Here is a 24,551-nt window from a genome sequence, read left to right as displayed (position 1 = left end):
TCAGCCTTTCTTTTTCAGGCGCAGCCCGGTCTTTTTCAGGATACGCGTGGAATAGAGGATGTCCTTGGCCCGGCAGGCCTCGCCCAGAATGGCGGTGATCTCGGCGCGTTTTTCCTCGACCTCGTCCCGGTCAGAACCGTGGACCATGGCGAACAGGTTATAGGGCCAATCGGGCAGGGCGCGGGGACGTTCGTAACAGTGGGTGACAAAGGGCAGCGCCCCGATCTGTGTGCCCAATTCCGCAATCTGGCTGTCGTCTACATCCCAAACAGTCATCCCGTTTGCCGTCATCCCCAGCTTGTAGTGGTTCGGAGCGGCGGCGATGCGGCGGATAACACCATGGGATTTCAGCTCTGCCAGACGATACAAAAGGGCATCCTCGTCCAACCCAAGTGTTTCGGCAACGGCTGCATAAGGCGCAGGCACAAGCGGCAGGCCGCTTTGCAGCGCTTCGATAATCTCTCTGTCCTGAACGTCGATCATGCTGCCACCCGGAAGCCGATGAAAAATTCCTGTAGTTTGGGGAAACGGAGAACTTCGATCCCCGTTTCCCGTTCGATCGCATCAGCGGCGGCCTCGATCCCCTCAGGCGTTTCGGTGGCCAGCACGAACCACATGTTCAGCCGGTGCGTACGCTCATAATTATGGGCAACCTCGGCGTGCGCATTGACTTTGGTCAGGACGGTTTCGAATGCATCCTCTGGCACGGCCATGGCGCACAGGCAGAACGCTCCACCCATTGCAGCGGCGTCGAAAAACGGGCCGAAACGTGTGATGATCCGCTGCTCTTTCATTCGTGCGAGACGGGTTAGGAGTTCGTCTTCGGGAATCCCAAGTTCCTGGGCTACACTGGCAAAGGGATGCGCGGTCAGCGGCAGGTCATCCTGCATCCGGTTCAGGATTACGCGGTCGGTTGCGTCCATAGTCATGCTGCTGCCTCTTTCGGTTGGATCAACGCGCCGGTCTGTTTGAAACAACGGGTCGAGAACAGCACTTTGTTCCGTGCGCCTGCCAGTTCGGGCAGAGCGGCGGCTGCGGCCAGAACCTCCATCGCTTCGGGGCGCGAGCGTGCATGGATCATGGAATAGAGGCGATAGGGCCAGACATCCTTGACCGGGTTGCGCTCATAGCACAGCGTCACGCCGGGATAGGCCGCCAGCGCCGGTCCAGCCGTGTCCACCTGTTCGGGCGGCATGTCCCAAACAACCATCGCATTGGCTGACCAGCCGAGCGCCCGGTGGCGCACGATAACCCCGAGACGAGAGATTATGCCTGCTGTTTGCAGCGCTTCGATACGTCCCATTACGTTGGAATCATCTCTGCCCAGCGTTTGTGCCAATGCGGCATAAGGAATCTCTGTCAGGGTCAGGCCCGAGCTGAGCGCCTGCAGCAACTCGCGATCTCCGGGCTGCATGGCTGAGCGATCCACCTTACGAAGGCCAGGAACATTGCGTGTTTTTCCCGACATACGAAAGCCCAAATCGACGTTGAATGGACGTACGAGGCGCAGGTCCAGAACCCGCAGTCCGGAACGCTGCGATATCCGTGCAAGGGTGTCATCGACATGGGTGCGATCCGGGCCGGTTGCGACGAACCAGAGGTTCCAGTCATCCTCCCGCTGGTAGTTGTGGTTCACGCCCGGTTCGGCGTCGATCAGGGCTGCAATCTCTTCCAACCGATGTTCGGGGGCCGCAACAGCGGCCAAGGTGCTGGCCGAAACCGCGCCCGGAGCGATGGTGGCACCTACGCGTGTAATCCGCCCGGTGGCCTGCATGCGAGTTAGGCGATCAATCACCTCGGCTTCGTCCAGCCCTAGCAAAGACGCCAACACCTGAAACGGACGCTCTGTTATCGGAAAGTCGCGCTGAAACTCGTCCAGCAAACGACGGTCGATGGGATCGGTGATGTGTTGCATGTCAAAGCCCCATTCTGTGCGCACGGGCGGTGAAGAAAATGCCGGATGGGCTGTCGGCCTCAATCTCGCGCAGCTTTTCAAACGTTTGCGTGTCGTAGACCATAACCTTGTTGGCGTCGCGCACGCTGATCCAGACCTCATGCCCTCGCGGAGTGAACTCCATATGCAGTACGGCAGGGCCGGGTTTGAATTCGTGAATGATCTCCTTGGTCACAGAATCAATAACCTGAATGGTGTCGTTCAGAGGGTGGGCAAAGTTCACCCAAACCTGCCGCCCGTCAGGACGGGCCATGGCAAAGACCGGCTGACCATGGGTCTGCGTACGTCCGGTTTCGGTCAAAGTGTCGGCGTCGATCCACAGAACCTCGTGATGGCCGACGGCGGGCAGCACAAATTCGCGCCCGGTCAGCGCCCAGCCTTCGAGGTGGGGCATCTTGTAGACGGGCATCTCCTCTTGCCCGCGCCCATAGTTGGGCAGCACGCGGATGGGTTCGGGCGTCTCGGCCCAAAGGTCCAGCGCGGTCAGGCCATCCTCGCCAAACAAGCCAGTGATATAGGTGCGGCCATTTGCGGTGATCAGCGCGTCGTAAGGATTCTTGCCCATTTCGGGGATCTTGGTGATCGCGGGTGCGCCGTTGGAGAAATCAGCAATCCAGGTCTCGCCCGTGTCCCACATGGTGAAGACGAACCGGCGGCCGGGTGCATCGACCAATCCGATGGTTTTGCTGTCGGTGGGAATGTCCGCGACCATCTCTAGCGTGTCCGCATCGAAGACGCGCACACCGCCAGGTTCATAATTCGATACAGCGACCAGCTCGCCGTCATCCGAAATGGCACCGCCAATGGCGTTGCCCGCCTGCACGACCCGGTTCACGATCTGGCGGGTGACGATATCCACCTTAGTCAGGCCGCCGTCTCGTCCAAATACATAGGCAAAGCGTTCATCGGGTGAATAGACCAGCGAGGCATGGGACAGATCGCCCAGACCTTCGATCCGCGCCAGCGCTGCGCGGTCGGATTGGTCCACCAGAAGAACCGAGCCCTTGGCGCGTTCGATCACAAGTCCTAGGTCGCCGGTCGCCGTGGGTTCAGCCTGGGCGGTGGTCATCATAAGGGTGGCGGCGAGGGTAAGGATGAGCTGTTTCATTGTGCCTCCTGTGCCAGCAGGTAACGGGCGATCCATTCGGCCTCTTCTTCGCTGATCAAGGGCCGCCATGGGGGCATCGCGGTGTCGGGGATGCCGTCGAGGATCACGCCGGTCAGTACCTCGGCATCGTAGTGTTCCAGTGTTTTGGACCGCAGATCGGGGCCGAGGCCGCCTTTCAGCGATAACCCATGGCATGAGCCGCAATCCTGATGGACAAGGCGTTTCAGTGCGTTGGCGTCAAGCGTGTCAGCAGCGAAGGCCGTGGTGGCAACAAGCACTGCGGAAGTGAGAACAGCACGTGCTGCCCATCCTTTGCGTCCTCTCACAGCCGGTTGCAGTGCCGGCCTTCCGGAACCGAACTTAGCCATGCGCCTGCTCCAAAAGGTCGGCCACAGGCCGTTCTGCATAAAGTGAAACTACCTTGCCGATGATGAACAGCGTGGGCGCCTTTAGCCCGGCCTTGCGCACATCAGCGGCCAGCCGATCCAGCCGGGATACCATCCGGCGCTCATCAGGTGTGGTCGCTTTGCCTACCGCCAAAACCGGAGTTGAGCCGGGCAGGTTCTCGGTCATCAGTCCCATGGCGATCTGGCCGATATTGGCGACGCCCATATAGACGACTAAGGTCGAGTCCGGGTCGGCCAGACGTTTCCAATCCAGATCCAGCACCTTGTCGGCCTGTCGGTGCCCGGTGACATATTGCACCGATGTCGCCAACCCGCGATGGGTCAGCGGCACGCCTGTCGAACAGGATGCCCCCTGCGCTGCGGTAATGCCTGGCGCGTATTCGACTGGGATGCCGTTTGCCATCAGGTGCGCGGCCTCTTCCGAGCCGCGTCCGAAGATCATCGGGTCACCCCCCTTGAGGCGAGCAACGGTGTGACCGGCGCTGGCTTCCTCGACGAGGATTTCGTTGATGCGATCCTGCGGCACGGTATGACACTTGGGGGCCTTCCCAACCGGGATCAGCCGTGCGCCATCAGCGTGCAGATTGAGGATATCGGCCGAGACCAGACGGTCATAGACCACCACGTCCGCCTCTTGCAGCATCCGCAGCGCGCGCAGGGTCATCAGTTCGGGGTCACCGGGGCCTGCGCCAATCAGAAAAACCTTACCGCTCATGTGCAAACTCGCTTGGTCTGAATGTATTCGGAGCCCGGAATTCCTGCGCGATCAGGGGACGTTGCTGGGTGAGCCGGGCGTGTCATGCGGGCAGACTGGCGTAATCGGAAAGGAACCTCCTTGACTAAAGTTAAGGAGCGCGGGAATTGCCCCGCGCTCCTTTCGGCTTGCCTGTATGATTGCCTCGGCTCAGGGTTCGACGGTGATCATGCCGATCATGTTCTGTGTCTCCCAATGCGGGCCACACAGATAGTCCTGCGGACCCGGGGTGAGGAAGGTCAGGTCAACCGTCTCCTCAGGAAACAGACGGTCGCTTTCGGGCTCGCTGCCGTCTTTCAGCAGGACCGAGTGACTGGTGCGCTTATCGACATTCACCCAGCGCACGGTTGTGCCCGGTTTCACGGTTAGCTCGGCTGGGCAGAACGTGTATTTGTACATCAGCACCACATCGGCATCCTCAACGGCGGAGGAGGGCTGGTCGAACAGCTCGACATAGCGCTCTTCGGCTTCGGCACACAGCGCGGCGGTGTCCTCTGCCCATGCGGGCGCGGCCAGAAGCAGCAGCGCAGGGAGAAGGTGTTTGGGTTTCATTGTCCAAGTCTCCTCTTTTAAGCGGAAGGGGCCGGATCGCCCGGCCCCTCTTCCTTATTGTTTGACGACGTTGATAAAGGCGTTGTCGTCGTCCAATGCTAGGCTGGTATCCAGCGTCACGTGGTGGAACCGTGCGGCGGCAAAGTCATCGTGGATGGCAAAGCCCACCGTATAGGTCTGACCGGCCTCCAGCGGCACGTCACCAGCTGCGCCCGAGTTCAATGGGCGCGTGAAGACCACGGTCCACATACCTGCATCAAGGCTGGCCGAGGCGGCGATCTCACCGTCATTGACCACGCGCTGTTCCAGCAGATAGCCGTTGGTGGCGCTGCCGTCCGCGTAGACGCGCATCAGATCCAGATAGGTGCCATCGGCCAAATACTGCTCGATCTGATCGGCGGCCTGCAGCTTGTCCCAGCCACCCAGCGCCTTACCGCGGCGGCCTTTGATCTCGACCTCGGTGCGGCTTTCGCTGATGTATTTGGTCACAGTGTCCTGCGTGCTCAGCCGACCCGAGACATCGCCATTTGCGGCAATCGCCTCGGCACCCGGGTCAAAGGGCATGTAGCTGTTGTCTGCATGGCACGAGGCCCAGCAGCCGACCTGATCGCCCAGCTCAATCCCAGTGCCGGTGATCATCATGGCCACCTTGATCTGGTTGTCCGGGTCCATCTTGCCGCCATCGACAAAGGGGGCGGGGTTGTGGCCCGCATCCGGCCATTGCAGACGGATATAGAGGGTCTCATCATCATGCGCGGCTTGAACGGTGGCGTCTATCACGCCGCGTTTGCCCGGGATCGGGGTTGGTTCCAGATCCCCACCGGCCACGATCTTGTTGCCGATCGCGTCCAGTTCGGCAGCGTGACAGGTGGTGCACTTGTCTCCGCCCTTGGTCAAAGGACGTGCTCCGCCGTGGGATCTGCCGTTCTGAACCCATTCAAACGAGGCCTGACCAGGATAGAACAGTTTCATATCTGCACCGGGGACAGCGGCCCAATCGATATTTGTGCCAACATCGCTGCCGCCACCTGCCGGGGCTGCGGCATCTTCGCCAGAAGCTTTGGCACGCTCTTCCGCGACGGCTGCGTCAACCGCTGCTGCGATCTGGGCCTGTACGGCCTCTTGCTGGGCTACACGCGCGGCTTTCTCAGCCTCGGCATCGGCAGCTTCCTTGGCTTCGATGCGTTCGAGACTTGCCAGGTATTCGGCCGGGATTTCGCGAATGAAATCTGGGTTCGGCGCTTCAAGCTTTTCCAGATACTCTTCGTCGGCCCGGTCGCGGGCGTCCGAGTGCGCAATCCCCTTGTGGCAGTCAATACAGGTCTGACCGACGGTCATCGCGTTTAGGTGCTGCTGACGGGCGCGGGGTTTCTGGAACTCGGGCATCATCGACTCGAAGTCATGGCAGTTGCGGCACTCGCGCGAGTCCGTGGATTTCATCCGCTCCCATTCATTCATAGCCAGATGCACGCGCTTGGCTTCGAATTTCTCGCGCGTGTTTATGGTGCCGACCACCTTGCCATACAGCTCTTTGGACGCCTTGATCTTGCGGATGATCTTGTGAGTCCAATCCTTGGGCACGTGACAGTCGGAACAGACCGCGCCTACGCCCGAACGGTTCACGTCGTGGATTGTGCCGGTGTATTCTTCGTAAACGAAATCTCGCATCTCGTGGCACGAGACGCAGAATTCCTTGGTGTTGGTAGCTTCCATAGCGGTGTTGAACCCGCCCCAGAAGATGATGCCGGCGGCAAAGGCCGCAGCGATCCCGGCCACGGGCATTCCCCACAGGAAATACCGGCGCCAGATTGGTTTTTTCTTTTCCGGTTCGGAGGTCATATCCGGTCTCCGTTTTGGCTTCTTTTTCTGGCCCTGGATGTCAGGCCTGTGGATTTGGCTGATGAGTCAAACGAGGAAAGGGCGGGCGAGGGGCCCGCCCTTTCCGGTGCTGAGTACAAAACCCGTCAGGTGACGTGGTTCGAACGGTTGTAGACGTTGAACTTGCCGGTGGGTGCAAACAGTCCTTTCACGCGGCCGATCTCTTCCAGCGTCTTGGCGTCGAAGATCACGATCTCACCATTTGGCTCTTTCGAGGTCGAGCGGTTCCACTTGGACACCCAGACCTCGGATCCGTCTTGGTTGAACTCGAAGTGGACGGCGACGTTGCCTTCTTCTTCTGTGATCTGGATCGTTTTCACGATCTCACCGGTTGCCTTGTCGATGACCTGCACCGATTGCTGGATCTCAGGCTCGGGGTGCTTGGTCTGGTCGGCCCAGATGTAGTCCGAGTTCGGATGGGTCCGGATGAACAGACCGGGTCCGTCGGTTTCCACCTCGTAGCAGACTTTCCAGGCATCGTCCGGGCGGCCTTCGGGGTCGTTGCCCCAAACGGTAACCGTGCCTTCGCCCAGGTGGGTCGTACCGGCAACAGGACCGCAATTCGGGTCATCCCAGTTGGCGCCCGGGCCGGGGTGCGGCAGCGGCGCGGTATCGATCATAGCTTCCAGCTTATGAGTCTCGGTATCGACCACGACCATCTTGTTCGACGCGTTTGCGGCGATCTGGAAATAACGGCCGGTCGGATCAAAGAACCCGTCATGCAGGAACTTTGCGCTGTCGATCTTGTCGATACGCAGGTTGTCCAGATCGGAGTAGTCCACCTGCCAAAGCTGACCGAGCTCCTTGACGGCCACGATCCATGTGGGCTCGTTCGGGGTGGTGTAGATGGCGGCCACGCGGGCCTCTTCCACATAATCCCCGTCCACGTTGTAACCCCGGGTCGAGACAACCTTTTTCGGCTCCATGGTTTCGGCGTCGACGATGGCGAAATGAGGGGGCCAGTAGGCGCCACCGATGACGTATTTACCGTCACCCGATACCGCCACGTCGCGCGCGTCATAACCAATGGTAACCTCGGCAACCAGCATGTTCTCGGGGTTCTGCCACAGGTCGATCTTGGTCATCTTCCCGTCGCGGCCCATGGTGTACCAGAAGCGGCCCGGATTTTCGGGTTCTTCCAGTTTATGGTGCTCGGACGCTTTCAGGACGTGCACGGCGTAACCGGTCGGGATATGCGCCAGCACCTCTTTGGTGTCGCCGTCGATCACGGCCACTTTGCCCACGTCACGTTCGATGACGACAAAGAAGTTTTCCCAGTTGCGGCCATGCAGCGGCTCGGTCGGGTAATCTTCGGGTTCGACATAGACCTTGCGGGTCGCCATCATCTGTTCAAGCGACATTTCCGGCGGTTGGGGCGGCTCCATCTGGATGTAGGTCGCCATATCGCGGATTTCTTCTTCGGACATCACGTCCGAGAAGTTGTTCATCCCGCCTTCGGTGCCCCATGCGATGATTTTTTCCAGTCGCTCCTGCCCCAGTTTCAGGGTGCCAGACTCGGTTACGGTACCATCGTCATTCTTCGTTTCAACCAGAGGCTCAAGGCTTTTGCCGGTTGCCCCTTTGCGCAACACACCGTGACAACCGGCGCAGCGCTCAAAGTAAAGTTGTTTTGATGATTCAAAGGCTTCCTTGCTCAGGGTTGGCTCTTCGGCAAAGACTGGCGCAGCGACGCTGCCCAGCAACATTGCCAAACCGACCCCTAAGGCGCGGCCAGTTCTGTTGTAGCTGATTCCAAGTGACATGATCACTCTCCATTTGCTGGTGAGGCAGGTCCTAGGGTGAAACATCACGCGTTTGTCATCCTTGACGAAAGTCAACGGAACGCGCGCAAATTGGAAATTGACGGGCTATAATGAGCCATAAAACAAAGGGAAAACCTGAGTTTCAGGGACATGTTTTTCGGATGCTTGATTTCGGTTAAGTCCATCACTGGTCGGCCTTGCTAAACCTGTTCCAACAGCCATTGAGGCCGAGGAGAACAGGCATGTCGGCAGTGATCGCGCGCGTATTGGGCGAGGGGTTTCGCATCTTTTTCCTGTCCGCCGGACTTTTTGGTCTGTTCGCGGGAGGCGCGTGGGGTTTTTGGTTGATGACGCAGACCGGGTTGGTCGGATACGAAGACCCAACCTATTCCATGAGTCCCCCAATGTGGCACGCGCATGAGATGATCTTTGGCTATGCCACAGCAGCTCTGGGCGGGTTCTTTCTGACGGCTGTTCCCAACTGGACCGGGACCCCAGAGGCGCGCGCCCGGTTCATCATGCTGGCTGCAGGTCTCTGGCTTGCCGGTCGGGTAGCGATGTGGTTCTCCGGTGCGCTGCCGCCGGTTCTGGTCGCTGTGTTCGATCTGGTCTTTGTTCCAATTCTGGCGGCAAAGATTGCTACTCAGCTGATCCGACGCCCCAAACCGCAGAACATGGTATTCCTTTTGCTGCTCAGTGCGATCTGGATTGCCAACTTGTTAACCCATTTAGAGTGGATCGGTGTGACCAACGATACGCTGAACATCGGATTGCGGGCGGGGTTGCTGACGCTTTGCAGCCTAATCGCGATACTTGGCGGGCGCATTACGCCGGCTTTCACCCGAAATGCGATGAAACGCGCGGGAGAGCCCGAATCCAACTGGCCTATTTCGGTAGGAGCGTTTGATAAAGCCGCCATGGGGCTTGCACTGTCACTGCCGCTGAGCGTGCTCGTCTTTGGAATCGGACCTGTATCAGGCGCTACCGCGCTGATGCTTGGCGTTGCTCAGATCCTGCGCATGGCACGTTGGCGCGCACGCTGGGCACTGCGGCAGCCGATTCTGATCGCGTTGCATCTCGGGCTGGGCATGCTGGCGCTGGGCCTGATCCTGTGGGGGCTGGCAGTGCAGGGGTTCGGCAGCGAGATCGGGGCGCTGCATGTTCTGGGCATTGGTTGCGTCGGCGGCATGACCCTTGCCGTGATGAGTCGGGCCGCCCTTGGCCATAGTGGCCGTGCCCTCGTGGCCCCGCCACCCATGGCGATCGCTTACGGTTTGATGGCGGCAGCCGCAGTTTTGCGCTGGATCGGGTCGGCGTTTGACCAGGGATATCTGGTTGCGATGCTGGCCTCAGATGGGCTGTGGATCTGCGCCATCGTCTTGTATCTGGTTGCGATGTGGTCCGCGTTGACCGGGCCACGTCTAGCGGCCTGAGCAACGGTTTTTAGATCAAGAAGGTCGGAGCAACGCCCTGTCATTCTTAATATGTCGTTGCAGCAAAGTATGGATTTGTCTTCCGCGTTTTGGAATCTGGCGGGCTGCGATTGGTTGATGGTCTGGCAAAGCTAACTCTGGGAAGAGCGCAACAATTTCGGCCAGCGCCTCGGGCTGTATTCCTTTCAAGGCTTGTTTGCCTGTGAATAGGCTTTCTGACGGCGCGCCTTCCGCCAGCACGATCTCATGCCGGTCGAACAGAATATGGAAATACACCACGCCCTGAGCTGTCTCGTCGACGGTTATGCCGGGTATGCCGACCAGCTTATGGGCTGGGACCAGAACCTCCTCGCTGTCGAACATGCGAACGGCGATACTCGAACGGATCAACATGCGATGCTGCGGCGAGACCAACAGATCACGTCGCGGCAGGTTGCTTCCCAGGCTGCCCGCTGCGATTCGGATCGGGCGCAGCTTGGGATTGAGCGCAAATTCAGACCTATCCAGAGCGCGCGCGCCGATCCAGCGAATTGGTTGTGGTCCATGATCCAAGGTGACAACCTTGTCACCAGCGGAAAGCGTTTCTATCGCGACATCACCATCAGGTGTCGCAATAAGCGTTCCGGCTGAGAAACAAGGAACATCAACGATGGAATCGGGGTCAGTCGTGTCCGGTGCGTTGCTCGGTGTAACGTTGACGACGCTCATCGAATACGTCACCCCGGGATCTAGGGGCTCAGAGGTTATGTAGCCAGCGTTGGTTCCTTCAACCTCGACAAGGTACACAGTGATCGTACCACCACTGGGATTCGTCAGAATGTAGGATTCTTCCAGATAGATGTCGCCGCTCAGAAACGTTGTCGAACCATCAAGGTTTGTTACTGTTCCGGTCTGTGTATCGTCGTCGCCATTTTCGTTGTTGAATCTGTCGCCGTTGAAAACATCCCCGGTATCGGGAACTGGCGGGCCAAACCCATTTCGAATGAAACCACCGGCCTCGTCCTCAACATTGAATACCCTTCGGTCCGTCGCGGGGTCATAGCTTGCGTCCAGGGTGATCGTATCAGGCCCAATTGTATTCACCGTAATGACGCCGGGTGCGTATCCGATGTATGAGTAGTTCGCCATTCTTTAACCACCACGCTTCAGGTGCCATCTAAGCACCTCTATTCACCAATAAATCGAGAACGCTCGCTTCAACTTTTCGAACGTCCGGAAACATGCTGTTCTAAGTACTATTTTTCAAGGCAATCTGAGGGCATTTTAGTGATACTGACGCAATTATGACCACAGGTGTCCAATTCCGCGCTTACTTTGGCATGCTTGACTTTCGTTAAGGCAGCCCTGCGACCCACCCGCCATTGTCATCAGACTAGCTAATCTGCGCAAAGGAGAGCGCAATGCGAGAAGTCATGACAAAGAGCATGGCTCGCAACATATTCTATGGCGGGTCACTGTTCTTCATCCTCATCTTCCTGGCCCTGTCGGCCCACTCGCACTGGTACATCGTCAACTCCGAGAATTCGGCGAAGCTTGATGACAGTGTGGTTCGGGGCAAACATGTCTGGGAAAAACATGCCTGCATCAACTGTCACACGATCCTGGGCGAGGGCGCCTACTACGCGCCGGAAGTCGGGAATGTGATGACCCGCTGGGGTGTGCTGGACGACCCGGATTCGGCCTTTGAAGCGCTCAAGGGCTGGATGGAGGCGCAGCCGACCGGCATTCCCGGTCGTCGGCAGATGCCCAATTTCAACCTCAGCGACGAAGAGATCCGCGATCTGACCAACTTCTTGATCTGGACGGACAACATCGATGCGCAGGGCTGGCCGCCCAATGAGGCAGGCTGAGAAAGGGAACGGAGCAATGAAATACGAATCCCAAAAAATCGCCTACGCCTACTTCGCAGTAGCGATGGCCCTGTTCGCGGTACAGGTAATCGGCGGCCTGCTGGCCGGTTTCATCTATGTATTCCCGAACTTCCTGAGTGAGCTTCTGCCGTTCAATATCGTACGGATGCTGCACACCAACTCTCTGATCGTCTGGCTGCTGCTGGGCTTCTTCGGTGCAGCCTACTTCCTGATCCCCGAAGAGACCGAGCGCGAGATCCATTCGACCAAGCTGGCCTATCTGCAGTTGATTATTCTTGTGGTTGGCACGCTGGGCGTGGTCGTGACCTATGTCTTCAACCTGTTCGAAGGCAACTGGCTGCTGGGCAAAGAGGGGCGCGAGTTCCTTGAACAACCCAAATGGGTCAAGGCGGGCATCGTCGTGGCCGCGCTGATGTTCCTTTACAACGTGTCACTGACCGTTCTGAAGGGCAAGAAGACGGCGATTTCGAGCATCCTTGTTCTGGGCCTCTGGGGTCTGGCGCTGCTGTTCCTGTTTGCTTTCTACAACCCGGGCAACCTGTCCTTGGACAAGCAATACTGGTGGTATGTCGTCCACCTATGGGTCGAAGGCGTATGGGAGCTGATCATGGCCTCGATCCTGGCCTACCTGATGCTGAAGCTTACGGGCGTTGACCGTGAGGTGGTCGAGAAATGGCTCTATGTCATCGTCGCCGCCGCGCTGTTCTCGGGCATCCTTGGGACAGGTCACCACTACTATTGGATCGGTACACCCGGCTATTGGCAGTGGATCGGTTCGATCTTCTCAAGCCTCGAGGTGATCCCGTTCTTCGCGATGATGGCCTTTGCCTTCGTCATGGTCTGGAAGGGCCGTCGTGACCACCCTAACAAGGCCGCTCTGCTGTGGTCACTGGGCTGTGCAACGCTTGCCTTCTTCGGTGCCGGTGTCTGGGGCTTCCTGCACACGCTGCACGGGGTGAACTACTATACCCATGGCACGCAGATCACCGCAGCCCACGGTCACCTGGCTTTCTACGGTGCTTATGTCTGCCTCAACCTGGCGATATTCAGCTATGCGATGCCGATCCTGAAGAACCGTGATCCCTACAATCAGGTGCTGAACATGGGGTCGTTCTGGCTGATGACCAGCGGCATGGTCTTCATGACCTTCGTGCTGACCTTCGGCGGCACCGTGCAGACGCACATGCAGCGGGTGGTCGGAGACTACTTTATGGACGTGCAGGACCAGATTGCGATCTTCTACTGGATGCGTCTTGGCTCTGGTGTGGTCGTGGTCCTTGGTGCGCTGCTGTTCATCTACTCGATCTGGGTGCCCCGGAAAGAGGTGATTGAACCCGGTGCCTCTGAAACCCCTGCGGAGTAATGGATATGGATGGCTCCATGAAACTGAATGAGGGGGCGGCGAACGCCCCCTTCTACCTCGCCCAAAGCGATGAATGCGATGTGTTCACCGCCGCCTACAACAACGACCTGCCGGTCTTGCTGAAAGGCCCAACAGGTTGCGGCAAGACCCGCTTTGTGGCCCATATGGCTGCCAAGCTTGGCCGCCCGCTTTACACCGTGGCCTGCCACGATGACCTCGCCGCCGCCGACCTGATCGGTCGCTACCTGTTGAAGGGCGGCGAAACCGTCTGGGTTGATGGCCCTCTGACTCGTGCGGTGCGCGAAGGCGCGATCTGCTACCTTGATGAGGTGGTCGAAGCCCGCAAGGACGTCACCGTTGTGCTGCACCCGCTGACCGATGACCGGCGCATCCTGCCGATCGACCGCACCGGCGAAGAGCTTGAGGCCGCGCCCGGCTTCATGCTGGTGGCCTCGTACAACCCCGGATACCAGAATATCCTGAAAACCCTGAAACCCTCGACCAGGCAGCGGTTCATCTCGCTGGAATTCGACTTTCCTTCGCCCGAGATGGAGGCCGAAGTCGTCGCGCAAGAAAGCGGTCTGCCGCTTGAACGCTGTAAACCGCTGGTACGCCTTGCAGGAAAGTTGCGCGGGCTTAAGGGTCAGGACCTTGAGGAAGGCGTGTCCACCCGGCTAGTCGTTTATGCCGCGACGCTGATCGCACAGGGCATGTCCACCGACCGCGCCATCCTCGCCGCAATGATCGAACCTCTGACTGATGATGAGGATATCAAACGCGGGCTCCTCGATCTTGTCACGGCTGTCTTTGGGTGAGGCCGGCCGATGGTCAGGATCGATTTTGAGCCATGGGAACCCGAAGAAACGATCGGGAAACTGTGGCACACCCTTGCCAGTCGCCTTGATGCACCTGAAGTGCATGATGGAGCCGCGGTTGACCTCTCAGAGGTCGCAGGGCGGCTGGCAGTCCTCTTTCGAGGACTTGGGGGTAGTCCGGGCGTAGAATTGCGCCCGGTCTCGCCCGAGATTTCGCGCCACCGTCTGGGGTGGCGTCGTCGTCTGGCAACCGAGGCCGAGATGATGCCGCGTGCGTCGTTCGATGGCGAAGTTCTGCGTTTGCCGGATCGGCTGGCGGTGTTTCCCGCGCGTGAAGCCAACGGTGCGCTTTATGTCTGGCTGGCCGCCGCCGCTGCACATGCCGGAACTCGTATCGACGAAGACGACCCGTTGCGCGCCGACCTGCATGCGCTTGTCGCCGCCCGACAGATGGTCGAGGCGGCGTTGCACAACGCCCCCGGCCTGCGCCCGCTTTATACCGAGCTGTGCAAGGGCGTGCTGTATCAACGCGACATTTCCGGGCTGCCACCCGTCGAGGCAGCGGTTGAAGAACTGGTCCGCCACATGCTGGGCGACCCCGCGCCTTTGTCGCCAAAGGCTGAACATCTTCTAGCGTTGGATGACGACCTCACCGCCCCGCGCGGCTATCAACATTTCCGGCCTGTCCCGCTGTGGCCCGAGTTGCGCCCGGTCGGGTTCTCCGAACATAACGAAGTGGAGAACCCCGAAACCGAAGGACCGCCCGAGGAATCCGGCGAAAAAACCCACCGTGCCCGCCGCCGCAAATCGGATCAGGCCAACCGCAGCGACAGTTTCATCCTGCACAAGTTCGAAGCGATCCTCAGTTGGGCTGAGTTCCTGAACATCAACCGGCGCATCGACGATGACGATCCTGATAACGCCAAGAAAGCCGCCGATGATCAGGAAGAGATTGGCTTGGGTCAGATCTCGAAGGCGCCGCCGACCAAACTGAAACTTCATCTGGACCTCGCTCCGGAGGACGTGAACCGCGAACGCCTGTCGGGACGGGTTTTGTATCCCGAATGGGACGTGCGCATCGGCCAATACTTGCCCGATCATGTCAACGTTCTGACCTCGGATGCCGAGATTCGCGAAGATGCCGCCGAGTTCGGCAAAGACCCCGCCACTGCCCGCCGCATCCGCGCCGTGAAACGCCAGTTCGAGGCGCTGCGCCCGGGCCGCGTGATGACGCGCGGTCATCTGGATGGTGATCAATTGGATATCGAGGCAGCCGTTCGGGCGCAGGTAGACCGTTGTGCCAATGGCGAAGGCACCGAACGTATTTGGATGCAATCGCGCCCCGAGGCGCGCGATTTGGCGGTGTCTATCCTGCTGGATGTCAGCCGCTCGACCGAAAGCGCTGTCACAGGCCGCGCCGTAATCGACATTGAACGCGAGGCTCTTGCGGCACTCGCCTGGGGTCTGAACGCCTGCGGCGACGATTTCGCCATCCACGCCTTCAGCTCGCTGAAACGCCAGCGGGTTTATGTGCAGCGCTGTAAACGCTTCGATGAGCCGATGGGTGGTTTGGTGGAACAGCGCATCGCCTCGCTGCGCCCCGGCCACTATACCCGCCTCGGCGCCGCAATCCGCCATTGTTCCGCCGATCTGGCCAGCCAATCGCGCAAACGCCGGTTGCTATTGATCATCACTGACGGCAAACCCAACGACCTGGACCATTACGAGGGTCGCCACGGTATCGAAGACACCTGCATGGCCGTGCGCGAGGCGCGTAGGGCAGGGCAATCGGTCTATGGCGTTACCATCGACAAAACCGGCAAAAGCTGGTTCCCGCGCATGTTCGGTCAAGGCGGCTTCGCCGTCATCCCCGACCCGCACCGGCTGATCATGGCCCTGCCTCAGATCTACCGCCAACTGGTTGGAGCATGAGCGACGCCTCTTTGATCGATGAGCTTCCGGGCGAGCTGCTGATGTGGGTTCTGATCATCTCGGAATTGCTGGTTTTCGGTGCGGGCCTGATTGCCTTTATGGGCGTGCGCCTGACCGACCCGACAGGATTTGCCGAGGCTCAATCGCACCTTTACCGGACAGGGGCGGCGCTCAATACGGTGGTGCTGGTCACCTCGGGCTATCTGGCGGCGCAGGCGCTGCAGTGGCGAAAAATCGCGCGCCGGGGCGTGGCTCGAATGGCCTTGATCACTGCCGCCGCGCTGGGTGTCGTGTTCCTGATCATCAAAGGTGCGGAATACGCGGGCAAAGCTGCACAGGGGATCACCTATGAGACCCACCCGTTTTTCCTGTTCTATTATCTGCTGACCGGGTTTCACGCCGCACATGTGTTGGCAGGGGTCGGTATCCTGCTGCTGGTCGCCTGGCGTGACGATCCACGCAACATTGAGGCAGGTGCGCAATTCTGGCACATGGTCGATCTGGTCTGGATCCTGCTTTTCCCCGTGATCTACCTGCTGGGATAATTCCGATGCCTGCAGCACCATCTTTTCCCAAATACTGGCGAAGGGCGCTCCATAATTCGCTCACACTTGCATGGCTGACCCTTTTGGTGCTCAGCGTCGCATCAGCACTGCTGACTGTGCTGCCCATCCCGCCAGCCGTTCTGGCGGGGTGTATTCTGGTCCTCGCACTGGCGAAATGTCGCGTTATCCTGGCTTGTTATCTTGATCTCGTAAACAGCCCGGCCTGGCTGCGAGGTTTCACCATGGTGCTGACGGGCTTTGCCATCATTGTCTTCGCCCTCTACCTGATCTGACTCAAAAAACGCCGCCTCCGGGGAGACGGCGAAGTATTACGCTAGGGGGCGCTTCTTGGTTACTGGGCTGCCATCGGCATGCGCGCAATCTGACAGCGTTGCCAGAGGGTGGACAGCGCGCCAACCAGATGCTCGATATCCTCATCCGTATGTACCGGAGACGGCGTGATCCGCAGACGCTCGGTCCCTTTTGGTACGGTGGGATAATTGATCGGCTGAATGTAGATGCCGAACTCTTCCAGCAGCGTGTCCGAGATAAACTTGCACTTCACCGGATCGCCAACCATCACCGGGATGATGTGGCTGGGGTTAGGAATATGAGGAATACCTTCCGCATCCAAACGAGCCCGAACCTGCGATACACGGGCTTTCTGCAGGTCGCGTTCAGCATTCGATTGTTTCAAATGCCGGATCGAGGCCGCGGCCCCGGCCGCGATCGATGGTGGCAGGGCGGTGGTAAAAATAAACCCGCTGGCGAAGCTGCGCACGAAATCGCACAGCGCAGCCGAGGCAGCAATATACCCGCCCACCACACCGAACGCTTTACCAAGCGTGCCTTCAATCACCGTCAGGCGATCCATGAGGCCTTCTCGTTCAGCGATACCACCGCCGCGTGGCCCATAGAGGCCAACGGCATGAACCTCATCCAGATAGGTCATCGCGCCGTATTTGTCGGCGAGATCGCAAATCTCTTTGATGGGGGCGATGTCACCATCCATCGAATAGACCGACTCGAACGCGATCATCTTCGGCGCATCGGGATCAGCTGCGGCCAGTTTGGCTTCAAGGTCATCCAAATCGTTGTGTTTCCAGATCACCTTCTGCGCCCGCGAGTGGCGGATGCCTTCGATCATCGAGGCATGGTTCAGTGCATCAGAGAATACGAGCAGGCCGGGGATTTTCGCGGCGAGAGTGCCAAGGGCTGCCCAATTCGAAACATACCCGGAAGTAAACAGAAGCGCGGCTTCCTTTCCATGCAGATCGGCCAGTTCGGCCTCAAGCAGCACGTGGTCGTGAGTGGTGCCTGATATGTTTCGCGTGCCCCCGGCCCCCGCGCCACAGCGATCCAATGCGTCATGCATTGCATCGATAACTGATGGGTGCTGACCCATGCCAAGATAGTCATTCGAACACCAGATCCGCACATTTCGCTGGACAGATCCATCCGTCTGACGTGCGTTCGGGAAAGAACCACAGCGACGTTGCAAGTCTATGAAAACACGATAGTTCCCTTCATCCCGAAGGTCACTGAGGCTTTGACTGAAATAACGCTCGTAGTCCATGTTACGTGCTCCCCGGAATACTGGCTTTGAGCCGAGAATAGGGCAGCGAACCAAGCCGCAACATGACAATAGTCAAGTTTAGACAACATAAAACTATGGTGCACAACTGCCGGCTCTGGCATAGCGTGGAACAGGGATGGACCGACCGCGCCCATGCGCCGGCAGGAAATAACAGGGGTATTCTCTTGTCTCACGAAGCACAAAAAGCGATCGCACGTCAGTCGCTGCTGCTGCGCAGTTTACCGGAACAGCATGTGGAAACACTGCTGAGCCACGCGATCTGGCGTCAGTATGACCGTGGTGAGACAATATTCCTGCAGGAGGAAAAAGCGCAGGCCATCCACGTCGTGCTTGAGGGTTGGGTCAAGCTGTTCCGCATGACCCCCACCGGGGCCGAAGCCGTCGTGAGCGTCTTCAAACGTGGTGACAGTTTTGGCGAGGCCGTGGCGCTGCGTAACGTGCCTTACCCCGTTTCAGCTGAGGCCGTATCGGCCTGCGAAGTGATGCACATCCCCAGCCCGATCCTTATCTCGTTGATGAAGGAAAATCCGGAGATCGGGATTTCAATTCTGGCCGCGACCTTTACGCATCTGCACTCGCTGGTGGCGCAGCTGGAACAGCTCAAGGCGCAGACCGGTGCGCAGCGGGTCGCCGAGTTTTTGCTGAACCTCTGTGACACTGATGCGGGTGAGTGCGAAGTATCGCTGCCTTATGACAAGATGCTGATCGCGGGTCGTCTAGGGATGAAGCCCGAAAGCCTGAGCCGGGCGTTTTCGCGGCTCAAGGCGGTCGGGGTAAAGATAAACCGCAACCACGCCGAGATTTCGGATATCGGCAAATTGCGGGATTATGCCGAAAGCGATCCGGCGGAAAACTGGGGGCGGTAACCCGGCACTGCCGCCGGGTTGACCTGTTCAGACCGTCGCGCCCTTGCGGCGAATGGCGGTGCCAAGGCTACCGGCACAGACACCGACGATGATGGCGATGACCAGCGCCATGGTCCCGACATGGGAAAACTGCCACCCTGCAAAAAGCAGCGGTGCGATCAGACCAACCAGACCGCCCAAAAGGGCTCCCAGCCATAATTGGCGTGTCATCATGCCCAGTGCCAGACCAAGAATGCCGGGCAGGCCCAATACGTTACCGCCGATGGTTCCAAGTAACTCTAACATCTCTGTCCCCACCTTAATCCGAGCTTTTGTTCAGGAACGCGCGGATGTCGTCCCCTGAAGCGGCTGCGTGTTCCTGCAGAACCTCGCCGTCTATCTCTTTCGCAATCTTTTCATACGTTTCCAGATAGTTGGGTGGGAGGCTGTGCGCGATACCCTGATGGCAGTCGATACAGGTCATGCCGTTATCGATCGCGCGCTGGTGTTCATTGGCGGCCCGGGTTTCCTGAATCGTGAAGTCCATATAGTCGAAGTTGTGACAGTTACGGCATTCCCGGCTGTCGGATGCTTTCATCTTCTTCCAAACGGCCGTCGCCATGGCGAGACGATGATCCTCATACTTCTCGGGCGTGCTGATCGTGCCTGCCAGTTCGTGGTAGACATCCTTCACGGCCATGATCTTGGCTTTGATCTTATGGTTCCACTCGTCCGGGACGTGGCAATCCGAACAGATCGCCCGCACGCCCGAATGGTTGTTGTAGTGGATCGTCTCACGGTATTCGCCGAGATTGACCTCCATCGTGTGACACGAGGTGCAGAACTCTTCTGTATTCGTCAGTTCCAGCGTCCAGTGGAACCCACCCCAGAACAGGATGCCTGCCAGAAATCCGGCAAGCAGGGTGAAGCCAACGCTGAGGACGGCGATCGGGCTCCAGAACCAGGTCCAGAGGCGCCGGATGAGCCCTTGTTTTTCTTGGGAGTCGGACATGTCACGCTCTCCTTTTCGACCTGAGTTTAGTTTCCGGAGGAAGGTTCAAAAGTGTTGTCGACCAGCGGCAGCGCATCGGCCTGCGGCACGTGGCACTGATTGCAGAAATACCGTGTGCCGGCGATCTGATCCAACTCTCGCCCTTCGCGGTCCAGATAGTGAGTCATCGACAACGTCGGAGCGTTGCGCTCACCAGCCTTGGTCCAGTCATGGCAGGAGAGGCACTGATTGGTGCGCAGGTCAATCTGGTACTGTTCGATCGAATGTGGGATCAGCGGCGGCTGCTGGCGATAATTACGCTGCATTCGGCCTTCGACTGTCCGATGCACCTGATCCAGAACGGCGGGCTCATCGACTTCGGCACCGCGTAGGCTGTTAACTCCGGCAGACTGCGCGAGGGCCAGGCCACCGAGGAGCAGCGGCGGGATCAGGGCAAGGCCCACTAGGATCGGCTTTTTCATCTTCTCACTCCTTCAAAAAGGTCTTGAGGCGCGCGGCTGGGGCGCGGCGGTTGATTCCGGTGGCGCGACGGTCAGGGCGTCGAACCGATGGGTGAATTTGAAAACGTCTTCAGCGCAGACATCGATGCAGCGACCGCAATTGGTGCAGTCGGGCGACAGGATCAGCGGGTTGTCTTTGCCTTTCAGCGCCGGAGAGATCACATGGTTTTCCGGGCAAACCGCGTAGCAGTCCATGCAATCGTCACAGGCGTTGCGATTGGCGGCGCTGACCCGCAGCATCGCCTTGCTGCCCACCAGTCCGTAGAATGCGCCTACGGGGCAGACATGGCCGCACCATCCATGGCGCGAGACAAGCAAGTCAAACAGGAAGATCGCGGCGACCATCGCCCAGACGAAGCCCATGCCAAAGATCAGTCCGCGATGCAGCATGGTGATCGGGTTGACCAGTTCCCATGCAATTGCGCCGGTCAGGCCGGACACGACCAGCACGGTGGCCATGATCCACAGCCGCGTTCCGCGTTTGGGCTGCCAGCCTTTTTGCAGGCCCAGCTTGCGGTGCAGCCAGTGCGCGCCGTCGGTTACAGGGTTGATCGGGCAGACCCACGAGCAATAGACGCGGCCTCCGACCAGCGCGTAGGTAACCAGAACGATGACGGCACCAATGGCGGCGGTCAGCTCGGGCCAGTGCCCTGCGATCAGACTTTGCAGAAAGACAAACGGATCGGTCAGGGGCAGTACGCCTAGGGTCAGCGACCCGGCCAGAGTGCCCTGCACGATCCAGAGGCCGAACCACGGGCCCAACAGGAACAGTACCAGGAAGAACACCTGGCTGGCGCGGCGCAGCAGCAGGTATTTATGGGCACTCAGCCAACCTTTGGCGGCGATAGCTTCATGCCCCAGCGGCATGTTTGTGCGGACGGTCATTGAGTGACCTCCGGCAATTTGAAGCTGGGCTCATACCCGCCCGGTGCGACAAGGTTATCGGTGCCCGGCCCCGGCAGGCGATCAGGCAAATCGATGATACCTTCGACGACGGGCGCGCCTTTGGCTTCTTTCTCTTCCCAGCCCTTGCGGTAGTGATCGGCGCTGCTGCCCCGAGCCAATCGGGCGGGAAGAACTTTGATCGCCGCTTCGGGCAGAACGCAGCTTTTCTCGCAAACGCCGCAGCCGGTGCAATGATCGGCGTGAACGGTTGGAATGAAGATTGCATGACTGCCCGAGCGGGCGTTGTGTTCGGTCTCCAGCGTAATGGCCTCGTCGATGACGGGGCAGACGCGGTAACAGACATCGCAGCGCAGGCCGAAGAAGTTCAGGCAGTTTTCCTGATCGACCAGAACGGCGACACCCATCTTGGCGTCGTCGATATTGTCCAGTCCGGGGTCCAGCGCCCCGGTCGGACAGGCAGCGACGCAGGGGATGTCGTCACACATTTCGCAAGGGATATCACGCGCGGTGAAATACGGCGTGCCGGTGGCCATCGCATCGACACCCAGCTCGGCCAGTTTCAGCGTGTCATAGGGACACTCTCGCACGCACAGACCACAGCGGATGCAGGCTGACAGAAAGTCTTTTTCGGGCAAGGCACCGGGGGGGCGCAATGCCTCGGCCGGCAACGCCCGCGCGTCCCGCGCCAGCCAGGCCAGCAAGGACCCGGCTGCTACGCAGCCGCCCGCTGCGCGCGCCGAGTCCTGCAGGAACCGGCGCCGCTGCGGCGAAAGGGGTGTGCCAATACGAGACATGGGGACGACCTTTGCCTTGCCAGCCTTTTACGCGCGCTCGACCTTACAGGCGCATTTCTTGAAGTCGGTCTCTTTCGAGAGCGGGCAGGTCGCGTCCAACGTCAGCTTGTTTGTCAACTGGCCTTCGTCAAACCATGGCATGAACACCAGGCCACGCGGCACTTTGTTCCGGCCTCGGGTTTCGACCCGGCTGTTAACTTCGCCGCGGCGGGTGGAAAGAACGATCTCCTGCCCGCGGCGCAGACCGCGGTCGCGCGCATCATCCGGGTGCATGTAGACAACGGCGGCGGGATAGGAGCGGTGCAGTTCGGGCACGCGGCGGGTCATCGAACCTGAATGCCAATGTTCCAGCACACGCCCGGTGCAGAGCCACAGGTTGAATTCCTCATCCGGCACCTCGGGGGCGGGTTCGTATGGCGCGAAGATGATCTTGGCCTTGCCGTCCTTATGGCCATAGAATTTCACGTCTTCGCCTTCAGGCACATACGGATCATAGCCTTCTCGGAAGCGGTACAGTGTTTCCTTGCCATCCACGACTGGCCAGCGCAGGCCACGCGCCTGGTGGTAGGTTTCGAATGGGGCCAGATCGTGCGCGTGGCCGCGCCCAAACTCGGCATATTCCTCGAACAGGCCCTTTTGCACGTAGTAGCCAAAGTGCTCGGACTCGTCGTTGTCGAAACCCTCTGCGGTCTCTGACAGCGGGAACTTGTCGATCGTGCCATTGGCGAACAGCACGTCATACATGGTCTTACCACGATGTTCTGGCATGGTGGCCAGCAGTTCCTCACCCCAAACCTCTTCAACGGTGAAGCGTTTGGAGAACTCCATCAACTGCCACAGATCGGATTTCGCTTCGCCCGGAGCTTTGACCTGTTGCCGCCAGAATTGGGTGCGACGCTCGGCGTTGCCATAGGCGCCTTCCTTCTCGACCCACATGGCGGTAGGCAGGATCAGGTCAGCCGACAGGGCTGTTACAGTAGGATAGGGATCGGAGACGGCAATGAAGTTCTCCGGGTTGCGATAGCCGGGATAGCCTTCTTCGTTGATATTGGGCGCGGCCTGCATGTTGTTGGTGCACTGCACCCAATAGGCATTCAGATCGCCGTCCTTCAGCTTGCGGTGCTGCAAAACGGCGTGGAATCCGGGTTTGGGTGGGATGGTGCCCGCAGGAATTTTCCACGCGGTCTCGCAAATCTCGCGGTGTTTGTCGTTTGCCACAACCATATCAGCCGGCAGACGGTGAGCGAAGGTTCCGACCTCACGTGCCGTACCACAGGCCGAAGGTTGACCGGTGAGCGAGAAGGGCGAGTTTCCGGGTTCGGAAATCTTACCCACCAGCAGGTGCACATTGTACATCAGCGAGTTCACCCACGATCCGCGAGTGTGCTGGTTGAAGCCCATGGTCCACAGGCTCATCACTTTGCGGTTGGGGTCGGCATATTGCTGGGCCAGACGCTCAAGCTGAGCGGCAGGAACACCTGAGAGTTCCGATGTGTATTCCAGCGTGTATTCCGATACCGCTTCGGCATATTCTTCGAAGCTGATCGGCTCCATCTTGCCAGAGTTTGGATTCTCTGCCTCTTCCTGCAGCGGGTTGTTATCGCGCAGTCCATAGCCAATATCGGTGGCGGTCTTGGTGATGTTGACGTGTTTGTTGACGAACTCTTCGTTCACCGCGCCGTTCTGGATAATGTAGTTGGCGATATAGTTCAGGATCGCCAGATCGGTCTGCGGCGCAAAGACCATTCCATTGTCGGCCAACTCGAACGAGCGGTGTTCATAGGTCGACAGTACATGCACTTCGGATCCTGGTTTGGTCAGACGTGTGTCGGTCAGGCGTGACCACAGAATCGGGTGCATCTCGGCCATGTTCGAGCCCCAGAGCACGAATGTGTCTGCGTGCTCGAAATCGTCATAGCAGCCCATTGGTTCATCAATGCCGAAAGTGCGCATGAAGCCGACAACCGCCGAGGCCATACAGTGGCGCGCGTTCGGGTCGATGTTGTTGGACCGGAAACCAGCCTTCATCAGTTTGGCAGCGGCGTAGCCTTCCCAAACGGTCCACTGGCCCGAACCGAACATGCCAACGCTGGTCGGGCCTTTCTTGGCAAGGGCCTCTTTCCACTTGGCAGCCATGACGTCGAAGGCTTCGTCCCAGCTGACGGGTTCGAATTCACCGTTCTTGTCATATTCGCCGTTGGTTTTGCGCAGCATCGGCGTGGTCAGGCGGTCTTTGCCGTACATGATCTTGGACAGGAAATAGCCCTTGATACAGTTCAGACCGCGGTTCACCGGCGCATCCGGGTCGCCTTGCGTGGCGACCACGCGCCCGTCTTTGGTGCCAACCAGAACCGAGCATCCGGTGCCGCAGAACCGGCAGGCGGCTTTGTCCCAACGGATATCAGGGTTGCCGACCTGAGCGCTGGCTTGTCCGGTCGCAAGGGGAAGTCCTGCGGCTGATGCTGTCGCAGCAGCGGCGGTTGATTTCAAGAAGGTCCGGCGGGATTCAGAGATGGTCATGA

Annotated in this window: 25 protein-coding genes; 8 read left to right on the top strand and 17 right to left on the bottom strand. The window is 59.1% G+C overall.

Annotated elements, in window-relative coordinates; all coding sequences use genetic code 11:
* The 9 genes from ahbB (ACR0AU_RS17670) to ACR0AU_RS17630 all read right to left on the bottom strand — a co-directional run bounded on the left by ahbB (ACR0AU_RS17670) (position 1) and on the right by ACR0AU_RS17630 (position 8,416).
* On the bottom strand, positions 1-483 hold the full coding sequence (ahbB, locus tag ACR0AU_RS17670; protein WP_170613120.1) for a siroheme decarboxylase subunit beta: 483 nt from the start codon (positions 481-483) through the stop codon (positions 1-3).
* Positions 480-929, bottom strand: coding sequence for an AsnC family transcriptional regulator (locus tag ACR0AU_RS17665; RefSeq protein ID WP_170625392.1), 450 nt, complete (start codon positions 927-929; stop codon positions 480-482). The genes ahbB (ACR0AU_RS17670) and ACR0AU_RS17665 overlap by 4 nt, the downstream gene beginning before the upstream one ends.
* Positions 926-1,915, bottom strand: coding sequence for a siroheme decarboxylase subunit beta (gene ahbB, locus ACR0AU_RS17660; protein ID WP_480707451.1), 990 nt, complete (start codon positions 1,913-1,915; stop codon positions 926-928). Before ahbB (ACR0AU_RS17660) ends, ACR0AU_RS17665 begins: the two co-directional genes overlap by 4 nt.
* 1 nt (position 1,916) lies before the next feature.
* On the bottom strand, positions 1,917-3,062 hold the full coding sequence (locus ACR0AU_RS17655) for a cytochrome D1 domain-containing protein (protein WP_170625394.1): 1,146 nt from the start codon (positions 3,060-3,062) through the stop codon (positions 1,917-1,919).
* Positions 3,059-3,430 (bottom strand): c-type cytochrome, encoded by a 372-nt coding sequence (locus ACR0AU_RS17650; RefSeq protein ID WP_480796024.1) that lies wholly within the window; start codon positions 3,428-3,430, stop codon positions 3,059-3,061. Before ACR0AU_RS17650 ends, ACR0AU_RS17655 begins: the two co-directional genes overlap by 4 nt.
* Positions 3,423-4,184, bottom strand: a complete 762-nt coding sequence (cobA, locus tag ACR0AU_RS17645) for a uroporphyrinogen-III C-methyltransferase (protein WP_170408092.1) — start codon at positions 4,182-4,184, stop codon at positions 3,423-3,425. The genes ACR0AU_RS17650 and cobA overlap by 8 nt, the downstream gene beginning before the upstream one ends.
* Before the next feature lie 189 nt (positions 4,185-4,373).
* Positions 4,374-4,775 carry a plastocyanin/azurin family copper-binding protein gene (locus ACR0AU_RS17640; RefSeq protein WP_170733819.1) on the bottom strand — a complete coding sequence of 134 codons (402 nt, stop codon included), beginning with the start codon at positions 4,773-4,775 and terminating at the stop codon, positions 4,374-4,376.
* Positions 4,776-4,829: 54 nt separating this feature from the next.
* Entirely contained in the window at positions 4,830-6,614 is a 1,785-nt protein-coding gene (locus ACR0AU_RS17635) for a NapC/NirT family cytochrome c (protein ID WP_170398143.1), read from the bottom strand.
* Positions 6,615-6,739: 125 nt separating this feature from the next.
* Positions 6,740-8,416, bottom strand: coding sequence for a cytochrome D1 domain-containing protein (locus ACR0AU_RS17630; protein WP_170398146.1), 1,677 nt, complete (start codon positions 8,414-8,416; stop codon positions 6,740-6,742).
* 242 nt (positions 8,417-8,658) lie between these two features.
* Between ACR0AU_RS17630 and ACR0AU_RS17625 the strand changes: the two genes are divergently transcribed.
* On the top strand, positions 8,659-9,849 hold the full coding sequence (locus ACR0AU_RS17625; RefSeq protein ID WP_480796023.1) for an NnrS family protein: 1,191 nt from the start codon (positions 8,659-8,661) through the stop codon (positions 9,847-9,849).
* A gap of 15 nt (positions 9,850-9,864) precedes the next feature.
* On the opposite strand, the gene ACR0AU_RS17620 is transcribed toward ACR0AU_RS17625, so the two are convergent.
* The gene (locus ACR0AU_RS17620; protein ID WP_480707446.1) at positions 9,865-10,977 is read right to left on the bottom strand and encodes a Hint domain-containing protein; all 1,113 of its coding nucleotides are present in this window, start codon (positions 10,975-10,977) and stop codon (positions 9,865-9,867) included.
* A 272-nt stretch (positions 10,978-11,249) separates the two neighbouring features.
* On the opposite strand from ACR0AU_RS17620, the gene ACR0AU_RS17615 reads away from it, so the two are divergent.
* Genes ACR0AU_RS17615 through ACR0AU_RS17590 form a run of 6 tightly spaced genes read left to right on the top strand, consistent with a single transcriptional unit; the run spans position 11,250 to position 16,668 of the window.
* Positions 11,250-11,699 carry a c-type cytochrome gene (locus ACR0AU_RS17615; protein WP_480796022.1) on the top strand — a complete coding sequence of 150 codons (450 nt, stop codon included), beginning with the start codon at positions 11,250-11,252 and terminating at the stop codon, positions 11,697-11,699.
* Between the two features lie 16 nt (positions 11,700-11,715).
* Positions 11,716-13,083: a cbb3-type cytochrome c oxidase subunit I gene (locus ACR0AU_RS17610; protein WP_170398155.1), complete on the top strand. Its 1,368-nt coding sequence runs from the start codon at positions 11,716-11,718 to the stop codon at positions 13,081-13,083.
* 5 nt (positions 13,084-13,088) lie between these two features.
* A complete protein-coding gene (locus ACR0AU_RS17605; RefSeq protein WP_170398158.1) occupies positions 13,089-13,898 on the top strand; it encodes a CbbQ/NirQ/NorQ/GpvN family protein in 810 nt (269 codons plus the stop codon).
* 9 nt (positions 13,899-13,907) lie between these two features.
* Entirely contained in the window at positions 13,908-15,830 is a 1,923-nt protein-coding gene (locus ACR0AU_RS17600; RefSeq protein WP_480796021.1) for a nitric oxide reductase activation protein NorD, read from the top strand.
* Entirely contained in the window at positions 15,827-16,375 is a 549-nt protein-coding gene (locus tag ACR0AU_RS17595) for a cytochrome c oxidase subunit 3 (RefSeq protein ID WP_480761972.1), read from the top strand. The genes ACR0AU_RS17600 and ACR0AU_RS17595 overlap by 4 nt, the downstream gene beginning before the upstream one ends.
* 5 nt (positions 16,376-16,380) lie before the next feature.
* Positions 16,381-16,668 carry a cytochrome C oxidase subunit IV family protein gene (locus tag ACR0AU_RS17590; RefSeq protein WP_480761970.1) on the top strand — a complete coding sequence of 96 codons (288 nt, stop codon included), beginning with the start codon at positions 16,381-16,383 and terminating at the stop codon, positions 16,666-16,668.
* A 59-nt stretch (positions 16,669-16,727) separates the two neighbouring features.
* Here the strand turns inward: ACR0AU_RS17590 and hemA are convergent, their stop codons facing one another.
* A complete protein-coding gene (gene hemA / locus ACR0AU_RS17585; protein ID WP_480796020.1) occupies positions 16,728-17,951 on the bottom strand; it encodes a 5-aminolevulinate synthase in 1,224 nt (407 codons plus the stop codon).
* 185 nt (positions 17,952-18,136) lie between these two features.
* On the opposite strand from hemA, the gene ACR0AU_RS17580 reads away from it, so the two are divergent.
* Positions 18,137-18,838, top strand: coding sequence for a Crp/Fnr family transcriptional regulator (locus tag ACR0AU_RS17580; protein WP_170566658.1), 702 nt, complete (start codon positions 18,137-18,139; stop codon positions 18,836-18,838).
* 27 nt (positions 18,839-18,865) lie between these two features.
* On the opposite strand, the gene ACR0AU_RS17575 is transcribed toward ACR0AU_RS17580, so the two are convergent.
* From ACR0AU_RS17575 to napA, 6 genes are read right to left on the bottom strand one after another with little or no spacing between them, the layout of a single operon-like run.
* A complete protein-coding gene (locus ACR0AU_RS17575; protein ID WP_170566660.1) occupies positions 18,866-19,123 on the bottom strand; it encodes a hypothetical protein in 258 nt (85 codons plus the stop codon).
* Positions 19,124-19,136: 13 nt separating this feature from the next.
* Positions 19,137-19,829, bottom strand: a complete 693-nt coding sequence (locus tag ACR0AU_RS17570) for a NapC/NirT family cytochrome c (RefSeq protein ID WP_170471354.1) — start codon at positions 19,827-19,829, stop codon at positions 19,137-19,139.
* A gap of 26 nt (positions 19,830-19,855) precedes the next feature.
* Positions 19,856-20,290 (bottom strand): nitrate reductase cytochrome c-type subunit, encoded by a 435-nt coding sequence (locus ACR0AU_RS17565; RefSeq protein ID WP_170398181.1) that lies wholly within the window; start codon positions 20,288-20,290, stop codon positions 19,856-19,858.
* A 12-nt stretch (positions 20,291-20,302) separates the two neighbouring features.
* Positions 20,303-21,214: a quinol dehydrogenase ferredoxin subunit NapH gene (gene napH, locus ACR0AU_RS17560; RefSeq protein WP_170566662.1), complete on the bottom strand. Its 912-nt coding sequence runs from the start codon at positions 21,212-21,214 to the stop codon at positions 20,303-20,305.
* Positions 21,211-22,029 (bottom strand): ferredoxin-type protein NapG, encoded by an 819-nt coding sequence (napG, locus tag ACR0AU_RS17555; RefSeq protein ID WP_480796019.1) that lies wholly within the window; start codon positions 22,027-22,029, stop codon positions 21,211-21,213. Before napG ends, napH begins: the two co-directional genes overlap by 4 nt.
* Before the next feature lie 27 nt (positions 22,030-22,056).
* Positions 22,057-24,549, bottom strand: a complete 2,493-nt coding sequence (gene napA / locus ACR0AU_RS17550) for a nitrate reductase catalytic subunit NapA (protein WP_170625402.1) — start codon at positions 24,547-24,549, stop codon at positions 22,057-22,059.
* Between the last annotated feature and the right edge of the window lie 2 nt (positions 24,550-24,551).

This window comes from Ruegeria sp. CG1 (assembly GCF_056537265.1).
The sequence above is the reverse complement of the archived record's forward strand: the minus strand, read 5'-3'. Positions and strand labels throughout refer to the sequence as shown.